Source organism: Pseudarthrobacter sp. MM222 (assembly GCF_947090775.1).
Classification (GTDB): Bacteria; Actinomycetota; Actinomycetes; order Actinomycetales; family Micrococcaceae; genus Arthrobacter.
Map to the genome: position 1 here is coordinate 4112379 of NZ_OX352321.1, position 18895 is coordinate 4131273.

The 18895-nt window shown below is 67.3% G+C and carries 17 protein-coding genes; 10 read left to right on the forward strand and 7 right to left on the reverse strand.

The genetic code is table 11. The features are described from left to right. Nucleotide 1: 1 nt before the first annotated feature. A complete protein-coding gene (locus OM977_RS18805) occupies nucleotides 2-1474 on the reverse strand; it encodes a DUF3375 domain-containing protein (protein WP_264355380.1) in 1473 nt (490 codons plus the stop codon). A gap of 153 nt (nucleotides 1475-1627) precedes the next feature. On the opposite strand from OM977_RS18805, the gene OM977_RS18810 reads away from it, so the two are divergent. The 4 genes from OM977_RS18810 (at nucleotide 1628) to OM977_RS18825 (ending at nucleotide 5826) form a co-directional block, all read left to right on the forward strand. After that, the gene (locus tag OM977_RS18810) at nucleotides 1628-2149 is read left to right on the forward strand and encodes a PepSY domain-containing protein (protein ID WP_264355381.1); all 522 of its coding nucleotides are present in this window, start codon (nucleotides 1628-1630) and stop codon (nucleotides 2147-2149) included. A 183-nt stretch (nucleotides 2150-2332) separates the two neighbouring features. Next, a complete protein-coding gene (locus tag OM977_RS18815; RefSeq protein WP_264355382.1) occupies nucleotides 2333-2659 on the forward strand; it encodes a hypothetical protein in 327 nt (108 codons plus the stop codon). 63 nt (nucleotides 2660-2722) lie between these two features. Then, nucleotides 2723-4765 (forward strand): acyl-CoA dehydrogenase family protein, encoded by a 2043-nt coding sequence (locus tag OM977_RS18820; protein WP_264355383.1) that lies wholly within the window; start codon nucleotides 2723-2725, stop codon nucleotides 4763-4765. Nucleotides 4766-4932: 167 nt separating this feature from the next. After that, the gene (locus tag OM977_RS18825; protein WP_264355384.1) at nucleotides 4933-5826 is read left to right on the forward strand and encodes a TIGR04086 family membrane protein; all 894 of its coding nucleotides are present in this window, start codon (nucleotides 4933-4935) and stop codon (nucleotides 5824-5826) included. An 82-nt stretch (nucleotides 5827-5908) separates the two neighbouring features. Here the strand turns inward: OM977_RS18825 and OM977_RS18830 are convergent, their stop codons facing one another. Beyond that, entirely contained in the window at nucleotides 5909-6349 is a 441-nt protein-coding gene (locus tag OM977_RS18830) for a YchJ family protein (RefSeq protein WP_264355385.1), read from the reverse strand. Nucleotides 6350-6578: 229 nt separating this feature from the next. Here OM977_RS18830 and OM977_RS18835 point away from each other — a divergent pair, with 229 nt between their 5' ends. The 4 genes from OM977_RS18835 to OM977_RS18850 all read left to right on the forward strand — a co-directional run bounded on the left by OM977_RS18835 (nucleotide 6579) and on the right by OM977_RS18850 (nucleotide 10415). After that, nucleotides 6579-7244: a hypothetical protein gene (locus OM977_RS18835; protein ID WP_264355386.1), complete on the forward strand. Its 666-nt coding sequence runs from the start codon at nucleotides 6579-6581 to the stop codon at nucleotides 7242-7244. A gap of 40 nt (nucleotides 7245-7284) precedes the next feature. Then, nucleotides 7285-8289 (forward strand): aldo/keto reductase family protein, encoded by a 1005-nt coding sequence (locus tag OM977_RS18840; protein ID WP_264355387.1) that lies wholly within the window; start codon nucleotides 7285-7287, stop codon nucleotides 8287-8289. Nucleotides 8290-8293: 4 nt separating this feature from the next. Further along, entirely contained in the window at nucleotides 8294-9148 is an 855-nt protein-coding gene (locus OM977_RS18845) for an SDR family oxidoreductase (protein ID WP_264355388.1), read from the forward strand. Between the two features lie 151 nt (nucleotides 9149-9299). Then, nucleotides 9300-10415, forward strand: coding sequence for a sulfite oxidase (locus OM977_RS18850; protein ID WP_264357481.1), 1116 nt, complete (start codon nucleotides 9300-9302; stop codon nucleotides 10413-10415). Between the two features lie 91 nt (nucleotides 10416-10506). On the opposite strand, the gene OM977_RS18855 is transcribed toward OM977_RS18850, so the two are convergent. The 3 genes from OM977_RS18855 to OM977_RS18865 all read right to left on the reverse strand — a co-directional run bounded on the left by OM977_RS18855 (nucleotide 10507) and on the right by OM977_RS18865 (nucleotide 13561). Next, complete coding sequence (locus OM977_RS18855; RefSeq protein ID WP_264355389.1) at nucleotides 10507-11286, reverse strand: SDR family NAD(P)-dependent oxidoreductase; 780 nt, start codon at nucleotides 11284-11286, stop codon at nucleotides 10507-10509. Nucleotides 11287-11368: 82 nt separating this feature from the next. Then, nucleotides 11369-13108: a DUF4389 domain-containing protein gene (locus OM977_RS18860; protein WP_264355390.1), complete on the reverse strand. Its 1740-nt coding sequence runs from the start codon at nucleotides 13106-13108 to the stop codon at nucleotides 11369-11371. Between the two features lie 87 nt (nucleotides 13109-13195). Beyond that, entirely contained in the window at nucleotides 13196-13561 is a 366-nt protein-coding gene (locus tag OM977_RS18865; RefSeq protein WP_264355391.1) for a hypothetical protein, read from the reverse strand. A gap of 384 nt (nucleotides 13562-13945) precedes the next feature. Here OM977_RS18865 and OM977_RS18870 point away from each other — a divergent pair, with 384 nt between their 5' ends. Beyond that, nucleotides 13946-15445 (forward strand): amidohydrolase, encoded by a 1500-nt coding sequence (locus OM977_RS18870; protein ID WP_264355392.1) that lies wholly within the window; start codon nucleotides 13946-13948, stop codon nucleotides 15443-15445. 10 nt (nucleotides 15446-15455) lie between these two features. Here OM977_RS18870 and OM977_RS18875 read toward each other — a convergent pair whose 3' ends face one another. Together OM977_RS18875 and OM977_RS18880 are read right to left on the reverse strand one after the other, a co-directional pair. Beyond that, the gene (locus OM977_RS18875) at nucleotides 15456-15965 is read right to left on the reverse strand and encodes a hypothetical protein (protein WP_264355393.1); all 510 of its coding nucleotides are present in this window, start codon (nucleotides 15963-15965) and stop codon (nucleotides 15456-15458) included. 57 nt (nucleotides 15966-16022) lie between these two features. Beyond that, the gene (locus OM977_RS18880; protein WP_264355394.1) at nucleotides 16023-17687 is read right to left on the reverse strand and encodes a serine hydrolase; all 1665 of its coding nucleotides are present in this window, start codon (nucleotides 17685-17687) and stop codon (nucleotides 16023-16025) included. Nucleotides 17688-18227: 540 nt separating this feature from the next. On the opposite strand from OM977_RS18880, the gene OM977_RS18885 reads away from it, so the two are divergent. Beyond that, on the forward strand, nucleotides 18228-18845 hold the full coding sequence (locus OM977_RS18885) for a uracil-DNA glycosylase (RefSeq protein WP_264355395.1): 618 nt from the start codon (nucleotides 18228-18230) through the stop codon (nucleotides 18843-18845). Nucleotides 18846-18895: the final 50 nt, after the last annotated feature.

Sequence of the window (18895 nt, forward strand, 5' to 3'; positions counted from 1 at the left end):
TTCAGTCCTTCTTGAGCGTGACCACGGGCAGGTACGCAGTGCGCATGGATCCGTCGATCTGTTCGAAGTCGAGGGTGTCCCAGGCCTCGCGGTCGAAGCCGGCGCCCGCATGGAGCGCGTGCGAGAGCAGCGCGCGGATGGAGTTGATGTGCTGTTCTTCGTCCGGCAGCTGGGCCCAGGCCTCGGCCAGGGACGAGGCCCCGGCAAACGCGGCCCGGATTGCCGCAGGATCGGCTTTTCCGGTTCTGGGCGACCGCACCCGGTCCGAGTCGCTGAACGCGATGGGGTCCGCGAGTTTCGGCGGGGCCGCGAACTCATCCGGGTCGAAGAGCTTGACCATGGACAGGGATTCGAAACCGGCGTTGAACAGCACCGGGCCGCGGACCAGGCCCGGGCGTTCGCGTTCGTAGGGCAGGGAGCGGATGGCCTGCTCAGCTTCGCGCAGGACCTTCCGGAGCCGGACCGACTGGCGGAAGTCATCGCTCTGGACGTAGGTATTGAGGCTTTCGCTGAGCTTGCCGTAAATGCGCTGGATCTGGCTGTGTTGGCTGCGGAGTTCGGCCACGAGGTTTTTCAGCGTCTCGCGTTCCTCCTGACTGAGATCATCGGCAAACTGCCGGCTGAGCACCTCGCCGATCGCCGAGCGGAAACGCAACTGCTGCTGCGGGTCCTCAAGGAACGCGGTGAAGGACCGGAACGTCCGCCCCTCGGGGCTTTGCCGGAGCCGCTTGTCCGCGTCCAGCACTTGAGCCATGGTGGCGCCCTTGCTCAGCGACTCCTCGATGATCTGGTTGCGGAGCTCGCCGACCAGCTCTTCGATCCGGTCGCGCATTTTCTTGTAGTCGGCCGGAAGGCTGGCCGCGAGGTCCAGGATGTTGCCGGCTGCCTCCACGGCCTCGTCGTCGTCGAGCACGCCGTCGAAGTCCCCGGAGCTGATGTCCTCGATGAGCTGACGCCGTTCGCCGATCTCCTCCTCGAGGGACTCCAACCGGGCGCTCTGGTCCGGGTTCGTCTCATTGGCGAGCTTTTCCACGTCACCCAGGAGCGTCCCGAGCCGGGACCCGTTGAGGGTGGAACGCTCACTGGAGAGGCTGTCCAGGAAAGCGAGGACGCGGGCCGCGGGCTCGGTGACTTCGTAAACGATCTGCCCGGACTGGTTGCGCCGGGTCAGGAAGTTCTTCCGGGTCCATTCGTCGGCATATTTTTTTCCGGACAGCGCACCGCTGGCGGATCCGCCCAGCTGCTCCCCCGCTCCGGGCGCCTGCCGGCGGAGCTGTTCGAGGAAGGCGTCGACGTCGGCATGGAACTGCTCGAGCGGAAGCTGGGGGCGGGTGCGCGAGAAGGAGGCCTGCAGCACGGCAATCACCCAGGGAGCGGAGCGGGTAAGCGCCCAGGCAGGACCCTTGGTGAGGAGCTCGAGGTCGCGGAGGCGGGCGCTGATCGCGTCGGCCGACGACAGGGCGGAGCGGAACACGCACTCTCCTTCAGCTGCCTCGGGGGTGGGGGAAGGGCAGCGGATTCGAAAACTGCCAGCTACAAGGTTAACGCAGGCCCCGGCTTTGCATTTTGCATTGTCTGCTTTTCGGTTCAGGAGCACACTATGTACACCACATGAGAGGAGATTTTCATGCGCAAGAAAACCATGCTGCTCACCGGGGCGGCGGCGGCCGCCGTAATCCTGGGCGGGGCGACGGTGGCGGTCGCTGCGAACTCCCTGGCCACTGATGACCAGGCTCTGAGCGGGACCGAATTGCAGCAGGCCAGCGATGCCGCTCTCGCGAAAGCCGGCGGTGGAACTGTACTCAAAGCGGAGACCGACGACGGCGCCTATGAGGTTGACGTCCAGCGCCCGGATGGCACCAAGGTGGAGGTCGAAGTGGACCGTTCCTTCCAGGTGGCAACGGTCGACGGAGCCGACGACGACGATTCCAACCTGCCTGCCCTCAGCGCCGCTGACCGGGACCAGGCCGCGAACGCCGCCCTCGCCAGAGTAGGGCAGGGCACCGTGAGCGAAGTGGAACGGGAGAACGAGGGGGGCGCCGCCTACGAGGTGGAGGTCCGGCTTCCGGACGGTTCCCAGGTTGAGGTGGAGGTCGGCGCGGACTTCCAGGTCCTGCGCCAGGACGCCCCCGAATTCGACGACGACTGACCCGCCGCACAGGTCGCAGCTCGTTACCGGTGCGCCTTCGCAACCGCTCCGTGACCTACGCCCCGGTAGCATTTCAATCCCATATCAAGAGCCCCGACATCCCCTCGGGACTCTGGTTGACGCACCTCCTGCACCCTACGCTCAGGCTACTGATTCAGCCGAAGCAATGGTGCAGGAGGAAGAATGCAGTTCGACCTAAGCGCAGTGGAAACCGCAACCATGGTGTTCATTGGAACGCTCGTGTTTGCCCTGGTGATCACACTGTTCATGACGACGGCGGCACTGGTCGCCCTGGTGCTTACCGGCGTCGGGCGCCTCGTCTGGCTCATTCTGGCAACCCTCCTGCTGGGACTCGTCCGAGGCCTCAACCACACGTGGGACCGGCTGGTCCACCACGCATCCACGGTGGAGTTGCCCGGGGAGCTGGCCGGCGACTTCGCTGCTGACTTCATAGGGCAATCGGCCCCTAGTACGGGGACTTACCCGCGGGTAGTATTGCGGGACAGCTGAAGGGTCCTCCACCCGCGGCGGATCCAGGGCTCGAGCCGGTTAGCCGGTTAGAGGAGATGCCCGATGAGCTCCGCCGTCGAAAATTCAGCCGCTGAAAACCCTTCAACTGAACTTCCCCGCCAGGGCCCCGCTACCGACAGTCCCGCCGCTGAGGTGCCGGTCCCCGCGGCTGCGATCGGGTCGGAGGCCACCGCGGCCGAGGCGCGGGCCATCACCGAAGCCGCCCGTGAGACCAGCTGGGACAGGCCCAGCTTCGCCAAGGGACTCTACCTCGGCAGCTTTGATCTGAGCCTGATCCACCCGTGGCCGGAAGCGCCCGCGGACGACGTCGAACGCGGCGAGGCGTTCCTGGCCCGCCTGACGGCCTACTGCCGGACCATGTCCGGCCGTAAAATCGAGCGTAATGCGCTGATCCCCGACGAGTATCTCAAAGGCCTCGCGGAGCTGGGCGTCTTTGGCATGAAAATCCCCCGCGACTACGGCGGCCTGGGCCTCTCGCTGGTCTACTACGGCCGTGCGCTGGCGTTGCTGGGCTCGGTGCATCCCAGTCTTGGCGCCCTGCTCTCCGCCCACCAGTCCATCGGCGTCCCGGAGCCAGTGAAGGTCTTCGGCACGCCCGAACAGAAGGCGAAGTACCTGCCGCGCTGCGCCTCCGGCGCCATCACCGCATTCCTGCTGACCGAACCCGACGTCGGCAGCGATCCGGCCCGGATGGGCAGCACGGCCCTCCCCTCGGACGACGGCGAGTCGTATCTGCTGAACGGCGTGAAACTGTGGACCACAAACGGCGTAATCGCCGAGCTCGTCGTCGTCATGGCGGTCGTTCCGGCCCACACCGACGCCGACGGCACGGCTCACAAGGGCGGCATCAGCGCCTTTGTGGTGGAGATGGATTCTCCCGGCATCACCGTGGAAAACCGCAACGCCTTCATGGGGCTGCGGGGCATCGAGAACGGCGTGACGCGGTTCCATCAGGTCCGCGTCCCGGCGGCCAACCGGTTGGGACGCGAGGGCCAGGGGTTGAAGATTGCCCTGACCACGTTGAATACCGGCAGGCTCTCGATTCCTGCCCTGTGCGTTGCCTCCGGACGGTGGAGCCTGAAGATCGCCCGGGAATGGTCCAACGCCCGCACCCAGTGGGGCCGGCCGGTCGGCCAGCACGAGGCGGTGGGCAAAAAGATCGCGTTTATCGCCGCCAGCGCCTTCGCCCTGGACGCCGTGTTCGAACTGTGCGCCGAGATGGCCGACGCCGGGCAGAAGGACGTCCGGATCGAGGCTGCCCTTGCCAAGTTGTGGTGCACCGAAATCAGCTGCCGGGTCGCAGATGAACTGGTGCAGATCCGCGGTGGGCGCGGCTTCGAGACGGCTGACTCGCTCGAAGCCCGCGGCGAGCGCGCCGTCCCTGCCGAACAGCAGGTCCGGGACCTGCGGATCAACAGGATCTTTGAGGGGTCCTCGGAAATCATGAGGCTGCTGATCGCGCGTGAAGCCGTGGACGCGCACCTCGCGGCGGCAGGCGACCTCGCTTCGGCCGATGCGACCCTGTCGGACAAGGCAAGGGCCGCCGTCGGCGCCTCCGGGTTCTATGCAAAGTGGCTGCCCAAGCTTGTGGCCGGGGCGGGCATGGATCCGCGGTCCTACAGCGACTTCGGCCGGCTGGCGAAGCAGCTGCGCTTCGTTGAGCGGTCCTCCCGCCGGCTGGCCCGGCAGACCTTCTACGGCATGGGCTGCTGGCAGGCCGGGCTCGAGCACAAGCAGGCGTTCCTGGGCCGGATCGTGGATATCGGGGCCGAGCTGTTTGCGATGGCTGCGTGCTGCTCACGGGCGGAGATGCTGTTGCGCACCGCGCCGGAACGGGCAGCGTCAGCCTTCGAGCTCGCGGAGGCCTACTGCGAGCAGGCCCGCGTGCGGGTGGACGAGTACTTTGACCAGCTGTGGCGGAACACGGACGACGTCGACCACATCCTCTCCCGTAAGGTGCTCAACGGCGACTACACCTGGCTCGAGGCCGGCGTACTGGACCAGTCCGAGGGGACCGGGCCGTGGATTGCCGACGCCGGCCCGCGCGCCTCCGACAAGGAGAACCTGCACCGGAACTACCGCTGATGGCCGGCAGCAGGGAGCCGCACTCCCGGCCAACCGGATGGTAAGCACCCTTGCTAACCAGCTTTTCACCGTGGTTAGGTAGAAGTGAGACTTCTACACCGGTCTCCGCCTTGCGGTGCCGGTTCAGACCATGAATCCGGGTCAGTCAGTGAAAGCGAGCAGTCCCCATGAGCAGCACAGTAGGCCCCGAAGATCGAACGCCACGCCGCGGCGAGGACGGGACGCCCTCCTCCGACTCCAGGATTCACGACGCACGCGAGTCCGCCGAGCGGCAGGACACTGCGCGGCAGGACGCCGTCAGCAGCGAGCCCATCAGGGATGAACCCGCCCGCAGCGGCCGCACGGACGACACCCGCGCCTTCCCCGCCACCCCGGCGGCCGGCGCCCCAACATCCCGGATGGACACCCCCGTCCGCGGTAAGAAGGCGTCGCGCTGGGGCCGGGACCACAGTTCACGGCCGGGTGTTGTCGCCGAGGAGATTCCCACCCGGCAGAGCGTGGTGGCCCGCCAGAAGGAGCAGTTCGGCGGCATCCAAATCGGCGCGGCGTTCTTTGGGTGGCTCGCCGCCACCGGGATGGCCGTGCTGTTGACAGCACTCGTCGCCGCGGCCGGAACGGCCGTCGGGCTCGCCACCAATACCGATGTCAACGAAGCGGTTAGCAACGGCAACCAGACTGTCGGGCTTGTCGGCGTCATAGCCCTGCTGGTCATCCTGTTCGTGGCCTACTACTGCGGCGGTTACGTCGCCGGGCGGATGGCGCGCTTCAACGGCGCCAAGCAGGGCTTCATGGTCTGGGGCTGGGCCATCATCGCCGCCGTCATTGTGGCGATTCTCGGTCTCGTGGCAGGCCAGCAATTCAACATCCTGGCCAATCTGAACAGCTTCCCCAGGATCCCGGTCAACGAGGGCCAACTCAACACCATGAGCATCGTCGCCGCCGTCGTGGTTGCCGTGGTGGCCCTGATCGGTGCCGTGCTGGGCGGACTGGCCGGCATGCACTTCCACCGCAAGGTGGACCGGGCGGGCTTCACTCCGGCGGACACGGCCACGGACCACTAGGCGGCCTAAGCGAAGGTGCCGCGACACCGGGCACGCCGCCCCGCGCTGATTCCCGGCCCGGCGAGCACCGGGTGCCGTAAAGTCAGGCTACCCAGAGGGCCTCGAGGTAGTACCAGCGGCGGTCCACCCGCAGGAAACGGCTTGCTTCGGAGTGGACGTCGCGTACGCCGTCGTGCCGGAAATGGGCCTTGAACTCCACGGTTCCTTCCCGGTCCATCGGGCCCCCGCGGCTGGTGGAGACGATGTCCAGCCGACGCCACTGTATCCCCTCGTCCAGCGTGAGCTCGGCCGGACGGGTGTCCGGATGCCAGGTCCGCAGCAGATACGCGGCGTCCAACACGACGAAGGCACTGTATCTAGAACGCATGAGCTGTTCCGCCGTCGGAGCCTGGGCCTCGCCACGGTGGAACCGGCCGCAGCAATCGCCGTACTGCTCCCCCGAAAGGCACGGGCAGTTCCCCTCAAACGGCGCGCGGTCCGGGGGGACGGCCGGACCGGGCGTGGGCGAAGCGGCGTGGGTCACAGATGTCCTAACGCTGGGCCGGGCTGTGCCGGCGGGGCTTGTCTCCGACTATAGACGCAAGCCCCGCCCACAGATCCGGCCGCCGGTCCATAACAGCTTTGACACGTCTTGGCGGGCACCGGTGATCCCTGTGTGCCGGTCCAAAAAAGTCCGTATGGTTAAGAAGTGCCGTTGCCCGCCGCGAACTTTCCGGTGGGCACGATGCTGCAGGCCAGATTGGAGAGGTGAAGTGGAAGATCCGACGACCATCGCCTTAAACCTGACCTTCTTCGGGACCCTCGGGGTGGCACTCGTTATGTTCCTCGGCCTCTTCGCCGTCTTCGTCGCCACCCTGGTGATTGCCGGCATAGGGCGTCTGGCGGCCGTCACCGTGTGGGCCCTCGCCGGCGGTGTGGCGCGCGTTGTCGGAACAGCCTCCGCATCCATCCGGACCGCCTCACCAGCCTCACCAGCGGGGCCGGCTGACGCCCCTTCACCTGTCTCCCGGCCGTCCATGCGTCCCACGCCGGACACGACCGGCCGGAGGGAACCGCCGCAGCTGTCGGCCGACTGGGCCGCCGCCGTCGCACGGGAGGACGCCCGCGCGGCCGCCCGGGCAAAGGCGGAAGCCGCCCCGGCTGTCAAAGTGTCCGTCCGCGACCTGCCCAGCCCCACGGCGCCCGTGCAGGAGATTTCGGAAGTGGCTCCGCTCGTGGAGTCGGCCACGGACCGGAATGGCGGGCGCAGCGCCGTCCCGCACGCCTTTGAGAAGCCGGCGGCGCCCGTCGCCAAGAAGCCAACCGGGCCTGCCGCGTGGTCCCTTTTGGACGCCGACCCGCCCGCACCGGTTCCTGGCCGGCCGCCGACGGTAACCGCAAAGCGACAGGCCCCGGCCAGGAATCACAAAGCCGGCTGAGCCCTTACCCGCGGATGGCAAGTCAGCTAGCGTGAGGTCCATGGAATTCAGATACCTCGGGAACAGCGGCTTCAAGATTTCGGAAATCACCTTCGGCAACTGGCTCACGCACGGTTCCCAAGTGGAGAATGACGTCGCCACCCAATGCGTCCGGGCAGCCCTCGACGCCGGTATCAGTACTTTTGACACCGCTGACGTTTACGCCAACACCGCGGCGGAGACCGTCCTGGGCAAAGCGCTCAAGGACGAAAGGCGTCAGTCGCTGGAGATCTTCACAAAGGTCTTCGGCCCCACCGGGCCCAAGGGCCACAACGACCTGGGCCTGTCCCGAAAACACATCATGGAGTCCATCGACGGCTCGCTGACCAGGCTGCAGACCGACTACGTGGATCTGTATCAGGCCCACCGTTACGACCACGAGACACCACTGGAGGAGACCATGCAGGCCTTCGCCGACATCGTGCGGCAGGGCAAGGCGCTCTACATCGGCGTCAGCGAGTGGACGTCCAGCCAGCTCCGCGCCGGCCATGCCCTGGCGAAGGACCTGGGCTTCCAGTTGATCTCCAACCAGCCGCAGTACTCGATGCTGTGGCGCGTCATCGAGGCTGAAGTGGTTCCCGCCTCCCAGGAGCTGGGCATCTCCCAGATCGTCTGGTCCCCGATAGCGCAGGGCGTTCTGAGCGGCAAGTACCATCCGGGCAAGCCAGCCCCTGAAGGCAGCCGTGCCACCGACACCAGGGGCGGCTCGAAGATGATCGAGCGCTGGATGTCGAACGAGGTCCTCACCGGCGTGCAGCAGCTGAAGCCCATCGCCGAGGAGGCCGGGCTGACGATGGCCCAGCTGAGCATCGCCTGGGTGCTGCAGAACAAGAACGTGGCCTCCGCCATCATGGGGGCCTCGCGCCCCGAGCAGATCGAAAAGAACGTCGCCGCCGCGGGTGTGAAGCTGGACGCGGTAATCATAGACAAGATCGACGCCGCCATCGGCTCTCTGGCCGAGCGCGACCCGGCCCAGACCAAGTCGCCCGCCTCACGGGAGGCCTAGGACCGTGGCATCTTCTCCTGAACTCGCCGTCACCGGTTCCACCGGGTACCTGGGCGGGCTGGTGGCCCGGGAATTGGCCGCCGCCGGCAGCCCGCAGCGGTTGCTGGTGCGCGACCCGGGCCGCGCACCGGAGCTGGAGGGTGCGGTTCCACTGGTCTTCACCTACGCCGACCCGGTCCGGGCAAAGGCCGTCCTGCAGGGCGTCAAGACCCTCTTCATGGTCTCCGCCGCTGAAGCCGAAGACCGTCTGCAGCAGCACTATACGTTTGTGGACGCGGCCGCCGGCGCAGGCGTGCGGCACATTGTGTACACCTCCTTCTTTGGGGCGGCGCCCGACTCGGTTTTCACCCTTGGCCGGGACCACTACGCCACGGAGGAACGCATCAAGGCGTCCGGCATGGACTACACCTTCCTGCGGGACAACTTCTATCTGGATTTCCTGCCGCTTTTGGCCGGGGAAGACGGCGTCATCCGCGGACCCGCCGGGGACGGCGTGGTGGCCGCCGTCGCGCGGGCCGACGTCGCCCGCTCCGCGGTTACGGTGCTCCGGGACCCAGCCCTGCACGTAGGCCGCACCTACGACCTCACCGGCCCGGAAGACCTCTCGTTGGCGCGGGCCGCGGAACTCCTGACAGCAGGAACCGGCAGGACCATCACCTTCCGGAACGAGACGCTTGAGGAGGCCTACTCCTCCCGGGCCTCGTTCGGTGCGCCGCCGTGGCAGGTGGACGCCTGGGTGAGCACCTATACCGCTATCGCCGCCGGAGACCTCGCCGGGCCGACGTCGGCCGTGCACGAACTCACAGGGCGGGAACCATTGAGCCTGGCACAGTTCCTGGCCGAGTCCCACACCATCTAGGCCGCGGCCTGCCGGACCAGGGGACCGACGGGCCTGCCGGACCAGCCCAGTCTTGACGGCCTCGGGGCCGCGGCGTAGACCTGAATGCAGGTGGCACCGGCCAAAACCGGGCTGGTCCGGATCAGAATCGCAGCACGCCATGCCGAAGCAGATGTCCCGACACTCCTCCTTGACGACACGCCGGCCGGCCGAGAGGCTCGCGCCGCATCCCGGCGAACCGAGCCACGGGCCGCTGACGGCCGAGGAACTCCAGCTCGCCGTCCGGAATCACTCGATGCCCCTGGAAGCGCTGCGGAATGACCTTACCCCGCCCGGGCTGCACTACCTGCTGAACCACTTCGACATCCCGTTCATTGATGCCGAGCACTGGCATCTGCGGATCGGCGGGGCCGTGGAGCGTGCCGTGGAGCTGAACCTCAAAGCGCTCCGCCGGGCGCCGAGGATCAGCATCCCGGTGACACTCGAATGCGCCGGGAACGGTCGCTCCCTCCTGCGGCCCCGCCCACTGAGCCAGCCTTGGCGGCTCGAAGGCGTGGGCACGGCCGTCTGGACCGGCGTCCCGCTGGCGTATCTGTTGACCCAGGCCGGCGTGCAGGACGACGCCGTGGAGGTCGTGTTCACCGGTGCTGACGCCGGGATCCAGGGTGGGATCCGGCAGCAGTTCGCCCGGAGCCTCCCGATCGGCGAAGCGCTGCGGCCGGACGTCGTCCTGGCGTACCGGATGAACGGAATGGAACTGCCCCCGCAGCATGGCTACCCGCTCCGCCTGGTGGTGCCCGGCTGGTACGGCATGGCGAGCGTCAAGTGGCTGTCTTCGATCAAGGTGCTGACCAAGCCTTTCGACGGGTTCCAGCAGCAGGTGGCCTACCGCTACCAGCATGACGCGGACGATCCCGGCACCCCGGTCACCTGGATCCGGGTCCGCGCGCTGATGGTCCCGCCGGGGGTTCCGGACTTCTTCACCCGGGGCAGGGTCCTTCCCGCGGGCCCTGTGATGCTGACCGGCCGTGCCTGGTCCGGGCACGGCGCCGTGGAGCGCGTCGAAGTGGGGATCGACGGCAAGTGGGCACCGGCCCAGCTGCAGCATCCGGCGGCACCCTTTGCCTGGTGCGCCTGGTCCATACCGTGGGTGGCCGACCGGGGCGAACACGAGCTGTCCTGCCGCGCCACGGATTCCAGCGGCGCGAGGCAACCCCTGGAACAGGTGTGGAACTACCAGGGGATGGGCAACAACGCCGTGCAGCGGATCAAGGTGACTGTCGAGTAGCCGCCCCCGCCCCGAAATCCCCGCAGGCCAGCCGGGGGGCGCCCGTTCCTCCGGGGCGCCTACGCTCCCCCGGGGCGCCTTACAGGGGCGTTCAGTAGTCGACGATCGCGCCCGCGGAGATGTTCACCGTGGCATCCGTGATGGCCCCGGCTTTGTCCGAGGCAATGAAGCAGGCCACGTTTCCGACGTCGGCCAGCGTGGCCGTTCGATTGAGGTGGGCGGCCTTCGCAATGTCGGCGAGGATCTCCTCGCGCCCTTCGGCCTGCCAGGGGATTGTTTCGATGATGCCGCCGGTCACCATGGTGACTACCCGGATGCCATAGGTTCCCAGCTCAATGGCCCACTGCCGCCGCAGTCCCTCCATAGCGTCGAGGGCAACCTTGAAGCCGCCCAGGCCCGGCAGGGTCTGCGGACCGGAACCGCCGAACATCAGCACGACGCCGGAGCGCTGCTTGATCATGTGTGCGGCCGCGGCACGGGTGGTGAGGAAGTGGGTCCGCGTTGCGAGGGTCACCGGCTGGGTGAAATCTTCCACGTCGATCTCCATGAGCGGCTGCTGGATGTCGCCGAAGGAGATGACGTTGAAGGATATGTCGATCCGCCTGCTCTTCCTGGCCGCCCGGGCCACGAACTCCTCCACCTGTTCCTCGTTCAGGGCGTCGACGACGGCGGTCTCCGCGAGCCCGCCGTCCTCGAGGATCTGTTGGGCTACTTTTTGCAGCCGCGACTCCGTGCGCCCGGCGAGGTAAACGAAAGCGCCCTCGGCCGCGAAGGCGCGGGCCACGGCCCCGCCGATGGCGCCTCCCGCTCCATAGATCACGGCAACCTTGCCGTGCAGCAGACCGTCACCCGGCGCCTCGTTGTTCAGCATCGTCGCCCGCCCTCCTGCCGCGGAGTGGTAAATTCCCTCAACTATGTTCTTGCCGGGGCGCGGAGGCAAGAGGGCGAAGATGCTAGGGACGCGGCGGGACGGCGGGCCCAGGCTGAGGGGCGCCGTCCGGTTCACCAGGACCACCTGTTGCTGGGCGATCCACAGTGTCCGGAGCCTCCGGGTTTTGAGCCGCCGGGTTTTGAGCCTCCGGGCGGAGGGCCGCCGCGGGCCCGGCCGGAGGCACGGCGTCGGGAACCCTCCGGGCGTCGCCCGGATCCATTGGCCCCAGATCCAGGCGGAATGGCGGATATTCGTCCCGCATCAGCGCCACGTAGGTGATCACCCGATAGATCCAGCGGTTCAGCCCAAGCACCAAGTCAAAGAGGCCCCGCCAATATTGCCCGGTGAAGAGCAGGATGACCCCGGCGATAAACACCAGCAGACCAAGCAGCGAGATGCTGACGCCCTCCTGCACCCAAGCGCCGTCGCGCACTGTCCACGTCCGTGCCGTCCCCGTCAGCACGGCGACGATGAGAAGCTGGGGAATGGCCAGCAGCCAGGACTTGACCAATACCAGACCCCGGGACAGCCGTTCGGGATAGTCGACGTCGAAGTCGGCAGGGTAATCGGTGCGGGCGAGAGTGAAGGGCGGGTACCGGTCCGTGCCCAATGCACCGTAGGCATAGAAGGACACGCGCCAGTGCCAGCGGACCACCCCGACGCTGAAGTTGAACAGCGAGCGCGGGTAGCGGGCCGTGAACAGGATCGCGAACCAGGCCGCGACCGTGACCACGATGAGGGCGAACCAGAGGAAGAACAGGATGATGAAGTGCGGGATTGCCAGCAGCCACTTCACCAGCCACAGCCAGCGGGACAAGTTTGGATCCGGGTAACCACTGAGCCGCGCCGGATACACCACGCCGCCCGCGCCCGGCGGGGCGGCATGCGCATCCGGCGGGGCCGGATACGGCGGGACGGGATACGGACGGACGGCATACGGCTGGACGGAGTACGGCGGGGCCCCTGGCCGGGCAGCAGCTACTGGTTGTCCGGCGCTGTGTGTCCAGGGTTCCTGCACTCCGTAGCCCTGCCCGGGCCGCCTCGGGAGGGTTGACGGCGATGGCGGCGACCCCGCCGGGCTCGGCAGGCCGCGCCCCAGCCCGGCGGCACCGGCCACTATCAGGGGCACGCCAACAGCCAGCAGCAGTAGTCCGCCGATGAGCAGGCCGACAAAGATAGGCCAAAGCACGTCGGAACGGACCCCGGCTTGGAGATCCACGGCAACGGGCGTGCTGGCGTCGGCATTCATGATCACGAGCGCCCAGTTGCCGGACTGAAGGTCCCATTTCAGTTCCTGGGCCCCGGGACCCGTGGCGGAGGCCGTCCAGAAACCCTGTCCGGCCGGCTGCGGCGGGGTTCTGGAGCCCGGGACAGCAAGGTACTGTGCCCGGAAGGGTGAGAGTCTGACGTCGGTGACCTCGGAGTGTTTGACGTCGGCGAGGTAGTCAGCCACCGCGGCCTGGGGCGCGATGCCGATGAAGATCTGCCTGGTGGGGTCCGCGGCTGAGCCCCGGATGACTATGCTGCCCGGCACGTTCACCGGTGCCGTGTCCGAGAAGCGGTCCTGGGCCGGAGCTCCGAGGCGGGGGGAAGTCAGGGCGTAGGAGTCCGCGGCGAAGCGCCCCGACGGCGTCGTGAAGTACCCGTTGTCGCGCTGCTGGTAATTGGCCCACCCCGCGACACCGGCGCCTGCCAGCAATCCGAGTCCGAGGAGTGCGCTGAGCGCGCCCAGCACGAGCAGGACAATCCGGCCTGGTCGCATGACCGCCGTCCTTTCACAGTTCCCTATTCAGGAGGTGGTCACGCCTGCGGAGCCTGCGTTTCCGCGGACCCGAGGGGTCGGAAGCCTTCAAACGTGCTCCTTGGTCCTGAGAATGACCGGCGGCTCCACAATCCGCAGCCGGCAAGGAGTTACCGAGGAGTCGATGCCAGAGGACACAATGGCCTGGCGGGCGTGCTCTTGGAGTTCATCGAAGGCAGCGGCCGTCACCCGGGCGTGAGCGAGATCAACAACGAGTTCGTACCCGGGGAGCTTGGAGACGACGCGACGGCAGACGACATAAAGCGCCCGGATATTGGCCTGCGTTACCAGGCCCCGGACCTCAACCTTCGCCAACTCTTCGACGGCGTCGATGCGGACCAGCACTTTGATGCGCGGATCCCCGTGGGAGGGGTGGGCGTGGTACGCGCTGGAGCGATGATGAGCATGGCTCACGGAGCCTCAGAGCCCCTCCACCGCTGGAGAATTGAACGAGCCTCGCCGGGCTCGGAATCAATGATCATCTGGATGTGGACTCCTGCCTTTCCTGCTGAAGCTGGAAAGTGCAATTGCCGTTTCCTTCCCCAAGGTTCTAGCGAGACCGGTACTGCAGAGCGGTTCACCCCCCAATGTCCGTGCAGGAACCGCCCCAACATCCAGCATGGTCGGGGCCCGACTGCCCGGTAAGGGGCGAAAGTCCCGGATTGGCCTTTCGGGCCGCCGCGGGCGTGGGGTACACGGCGCCCACGCGGCCCCGGCTGGCTGCCGTCCTGGAGGGCCTCTCGCTGGCTGGGGTGGCGCGTTTGCCGTCCCGATGGCCGGACCAATAGCCTGATCACTATGCCCGAGACCCGTGCCGGTACTGCGGCTTCCGACCTCGTCCTCGCCAGCGTCCGGTTCGCCGGTACGACCGCGTTGCGCAACGTCCACCTCCGCGGCGGCCTGGTTTCCCGGATCGCTCCCGCCGGGGACGCCGCCGGCTTGCCCCCCGGCGTCCCCGTGCTGGACCTCGACGGGCGGTATGTCATCCCGGGGCTGTGGGATGAGCATGTCCACATGACCCAGTGGGCTCTCGCCGCCCACCGGATCGACCTGTCCGGTGCCGCCTCGGCGCAGTCGGCTGCCGACGTCGTCCGGTCCTTCGCGGCACAGCACGCCGACGACGGCATGCCGGTGGTGGGCGTGGGCTTCCGGGACGCTGTGTGGGGCGACGTTCCGACTCTGGAACTCCTGGACGGCGCTACCCGCGGGCTTCCGACGGCGCTGCTCAGCCACGACCTGCACTGTGTCTGGCTCAACAGCGCGGCGTCTGCACGCTACGGCGTGCCGGTGGACGCGACCGGACTGGTGCGTGAGGAGCCGGCCTTCGAGTTGACCCGCATGCTGGGCCAACTCCCCGATGCGGTGGTGGACGGCTGGGTGCGGGAGGCGGCCCAGACGGCGGCCGCGCGCGGCGTCGTGGGGGTGGTCGATTTTGAAATGACCTGGAACCGGCCGGTGTGGCTTCGGCGCATCGCCGGGGGCTTTGATTCCCTCCGCGTGGACGCCGGCGTCTACCCGCAGGACCTGGACCGCGCGGTCGCGGACGGCATGCGGACCGGGCAACTGCTCGACGGCGGGGCGGGCCTGCTGCGGGTGGGCCCGTTGAAGGTGCTCATCGATGGCGCGCTGAACACCCGGACGGCGTACTGCGTGGACCCGTACCCGCACGGCGGCCGCGGGTTGCTGACCGTGAGCGAAGGGGAGCTGCTGGCGTTGCTGGTCCGTGCCCGGGACGCCGGCTTCGTTCCGGCGGTCCATGCGATCGGCGACGGCGCCAACGAGGTGGCTTTGAACGCGTTCCAGGCCGCCGCAATCGGCGGGCGGATTGAGCATGCCCAGTTTGTCCGGACCGAGGACTTGCCACGCTTCGGAGCGCTGGGCGTGACCGCGAGCGTTCAGCCAGCGCATGCCCTTGACGACCGGGATGCGGCCGATTCGAACTGGGCCGGCCGCACGGACCGGGCTTTCCCCCTCCGGTCCCTTCTGGCCGCCGGTGCGACCCTGGCGCTCGGTTCCGATGCCCCCGTGGCACCACTTGAGCCCTGGCTTGCGATGTCCGCGGCCACCACCCGGAACGGCCGGGACGGCCGCGCGCCGTGGCACCCGGAGCAGGCCCTCACCCGGAGGGAAGCCCTGACGGCCTCGACCAGGGGACGGGGAACCGTCCGGGTGGGCGACCCGGCAGACCTTGCGGTGCTTGACGGCGACCCGTTTGCCGTTTCCGAGGCGGCTTTCGCGGCGATGCCGGTGGCGGCCACGCTGGTGGCGGGGCGGTTCACGCACCGCGGCGGCTTGTAACCGCCTTTGCCTAACCGCCCTTGACCCGGGACTGCACCAAGTTGGCGAACGGCAGCCGGCCGTACTCGTCGCGGAACCCGGCGTGGTATGCGGCTTCGGCCGCGGTCAGCTGCTCGCCAGGCAGCTCCTTCCACGCGATGATCAGGGATCCCGCGCCGGCGAGCTGCCAGATCAGGCGGCCGTCCCAGTGGCCGGGTGGCTTGCCCTTCCCGAAGTCGATGAACTCCTGGATCTGCCGGCGCAGCCCGCGGTTGCCTTTGCTGCCGGGGCCGGCCTTCCCGACGTAGAGGACCTCGGCGCCGTCGACCCATTCGGCGGCGAGCGCATTCGTCGGCAGGGTGGGATCCTTCTTCTTGAAGACTCCCGCCGTGCTCTTGGCGAGGTACTGTGGCCGGAAACCCTCGGGCCCCAGTACGGCGAATATCCCGGTTTTCTGCGGGATGCGGTTGATTTCCAGGTCCGCAAGGGTTCTGAACCCGGTGAACCCGTCGGCCTTGAGGGTTTGTCTGTTGAGCGGCAATCGGTTCCTCGGGTCGGACGGGTAGTGGTTACCTTGAAGCTTACGGACATACCGGCCTCAACGGCGGGTGAAGGTGCCCAGCCCGGTCTCATCGTAGAAGTCGAGTTTGACGCTGGCGGCTGTGCCCGCGCCTGGGGAGAAAATGGCCCCTGCCAGACCATTGCCGTTCTCTCCGATCGAGTTAAAGCTGAAGGTGTCGCCGTCAAAGTGGGCAAGACGGAATGTTGTGGTCTTGCCGGCCGGACCCATCTTCAGATCCAGAGCGCCGCCCTCCTCGGCGACAGTCAGCGGCCCATAGTAGGAATTGGTGTAGCTGCCGGTGTAGAACGTGTTGCTCTGCGCCGGCTGCGCCTTTTCCGGGGCCTTGGAGTAGTCGACTTTCGGTTTCTCCGCCTCGTAGATCTGCTGGAATGCTCCGGCGGTGAAGCTTAGCCAGTCGACGGTGGGCGCTCCATTCTGCGCCACGTCCATGAATCCTGCGCAGATGGCCTCGGGAATGCCCTGCGGGCGGCCGTTCGTCAGGACCACGATCCCCAGTTGCTCTCCCGGGAGCATGGAGACGGCGGTCGCGGCACCGAGGTTGAATGCTCCGGAGTGCCCGAGCTGGAGGCGGGCGTGATCGTCATAGGAGACGTTCCATCCCAAGCCATAGAACCGGGTGCGGGCTCCCGGGGTGGCGGGCGGTCCCGAAACAGCATGGGGGACATGTGTGACCCCTAGGGCGTCCGCGTCGATGATCTGCTTGCCGTCGTAGCTGCCGTTGGCGAGCTGCAACCGGAGCCAGCGGGCAAGATCCCGCACGGAGGAGCTGGCGCCGCCGGCGGGGGCCTCCGCATCGGCGTCGCGCGTGTACTTGACCACCCAGGTCCTGTTCCCGGCAGGAACATGGATGAGTGCCCGGTTCGCCGCCTTTTCGTAGTCCGCGTGGCGGTAGCTGGTGGCGGTCATATCGAGCGGCTTGAAAAGTATCTCGTCGGCCAGGTCTTCCCAGGACATCTTCATGGCGTCGGCGACCGCCTTGGCGCCCGCCGTGTAGCCGAAGTTGCTGTAGTTGTAGCTGGACCGGAACGAGTCGAGCGGCTGCTGGTTGAGGTGGCTGAGGATGTATGACTGGTCGAATCCGAGGTCTTCGAGCAGGTCGCCCGAGCCGGTCCGCAGGCCGCCCTGGTGCGACAGCAGGTCCGCGACGGTCGCATTCCGGGTGACGAACGGGTCTTTCAAGGCGAAGTCCGGGCTGTGGCTGATCACCGGGTCCGTCCATTGGACGGCGTTTCGGCCCACGGCCCCGGCGGCTACCGTCGAGGCAAGCGGTTTGGACACGGACGCGAGCTGGAAGATCGTGTCGGCGTCGACCGTCTCCGTCTTGCCGGACTCCCGTACGCCGAAGCCCTTCGTGTACACCGCCTGGTCCCGGTAGACCACGGCCGCCGCGATCCCGGGAACGCCGGTGCTCTCCATGGCGCCCTGGATGATCCCGTCGAGCTTGGCCAAGGCGTTGTCGACCTTCTGCTGGTCCAGCAAGGGTTTGACCTGCGGTTCCGGTGCCGGGAGCAGCGACGCCTGCGGGCTCGGCTGGCCGGGATCGCCGCGGGGCTCGCCTTGGGAAGTGCAGGCGGCCAGCAGCGGAGCGCCCGCGATTCCAGTGGCACCGATCCCCATCGCTTTGAGAAGCGAACGGCGGTCCGGCGCAGCGGAGCTGATCCTGGTCACGGTCCGGGTCACGGCGGCCTCCTCGGTTACGGCCAGCGCGCTCACCCTTGGCCCGCGAGGGAGCCCGTCGCGCTGACTTCCACCTTCATGATGGACCCGTGCCGGCGCCTGGGAAAGTGCCGCGCGCTTCCCAGTTCGCCTGGTCCGAAGGTTCGCGGAGCGGTGCCGTCGGTTTGCAGAAGCGTGAATGCCAGACTGGCGCAAAAGTGTCGGCGACGTCGACGAGGAGGCGGGTCCAGCTGCCGCTTTGACGGCGCATCGCGCCTGTGTACCGGGCGCTTTAGCGGCTTACATGTGAGGCCTGCAGGTGCCTTCGCGATCTCGCTATGAGATGGCTCGGACACTTAAATGTCCTGAACGGCCCAACTAACTCTGATGGCTACCTGCAGGCGCTTTAAGCCTACGCCGGGCAAACGTCAGGCACTAGGGGGCAAGGGTCACCAGAGCCGGCCAAAATGACGCCGCGGGAGTTCTCAAAAACGCCGTCTTCAGCGGAAGCGTAGAGTGGGAGAAGACGCCTGATTCTGGACGCCGAGCGCTGAGGGAGAAATCGTGACGATTGACTGGGACGAAAAGAAGACCCTGCTGCAGGAACCGAACATCGCGGCGGTAACGCAGCTTTGCGACGAACTCATGGAAAAGAAGCCGGGGTCGGTCGTCCCCTACATCGATCCAGTCCATGACGAGGACGAATGCCGGATCGTCAGCCTGCACATTGCCCCCGGCAAGGGCACCGAGTCCGGCTTCGTCTCCCACTTCAACGACGACGAAGCAGCGCGCCGCGCCACCTCCATCTACGAGGCGGTCGAACTGGACCCCCGTTACGTGATGCCGTGGAATGCCTACCCGTGGGTCCGGGACCCCGAGCTTCCCTCCGCGCTGAACGTCCAGGAGAAAACAGACGGCCTGCGGCCCTTCCGCCAGTTCCTGAAAATCAACAAGCGCGTTTCGGCCGTCATCGCCCACGGTGCCGACGCCCACGCCTTCCTGACGCTCTTTGAAAAGACCTACCACTCGTCACTGAAGAACCGCGGCGTCAAGATCTACAAGGCCACCGCCCTCGGCGGCCGCGCCTTTGCCGTCTCGGCGGTCAAGCAGGAAGAACTCCTGAGCAAGAACGTCGAAGTCTACAAGGACGCCATGCAGCGGGCAGGCATCCAGCACCTCTAGGCAGACTCCCGGATCCCGGTCTTCGCGCGTTTTCCCGCGCGGCTCCCGGC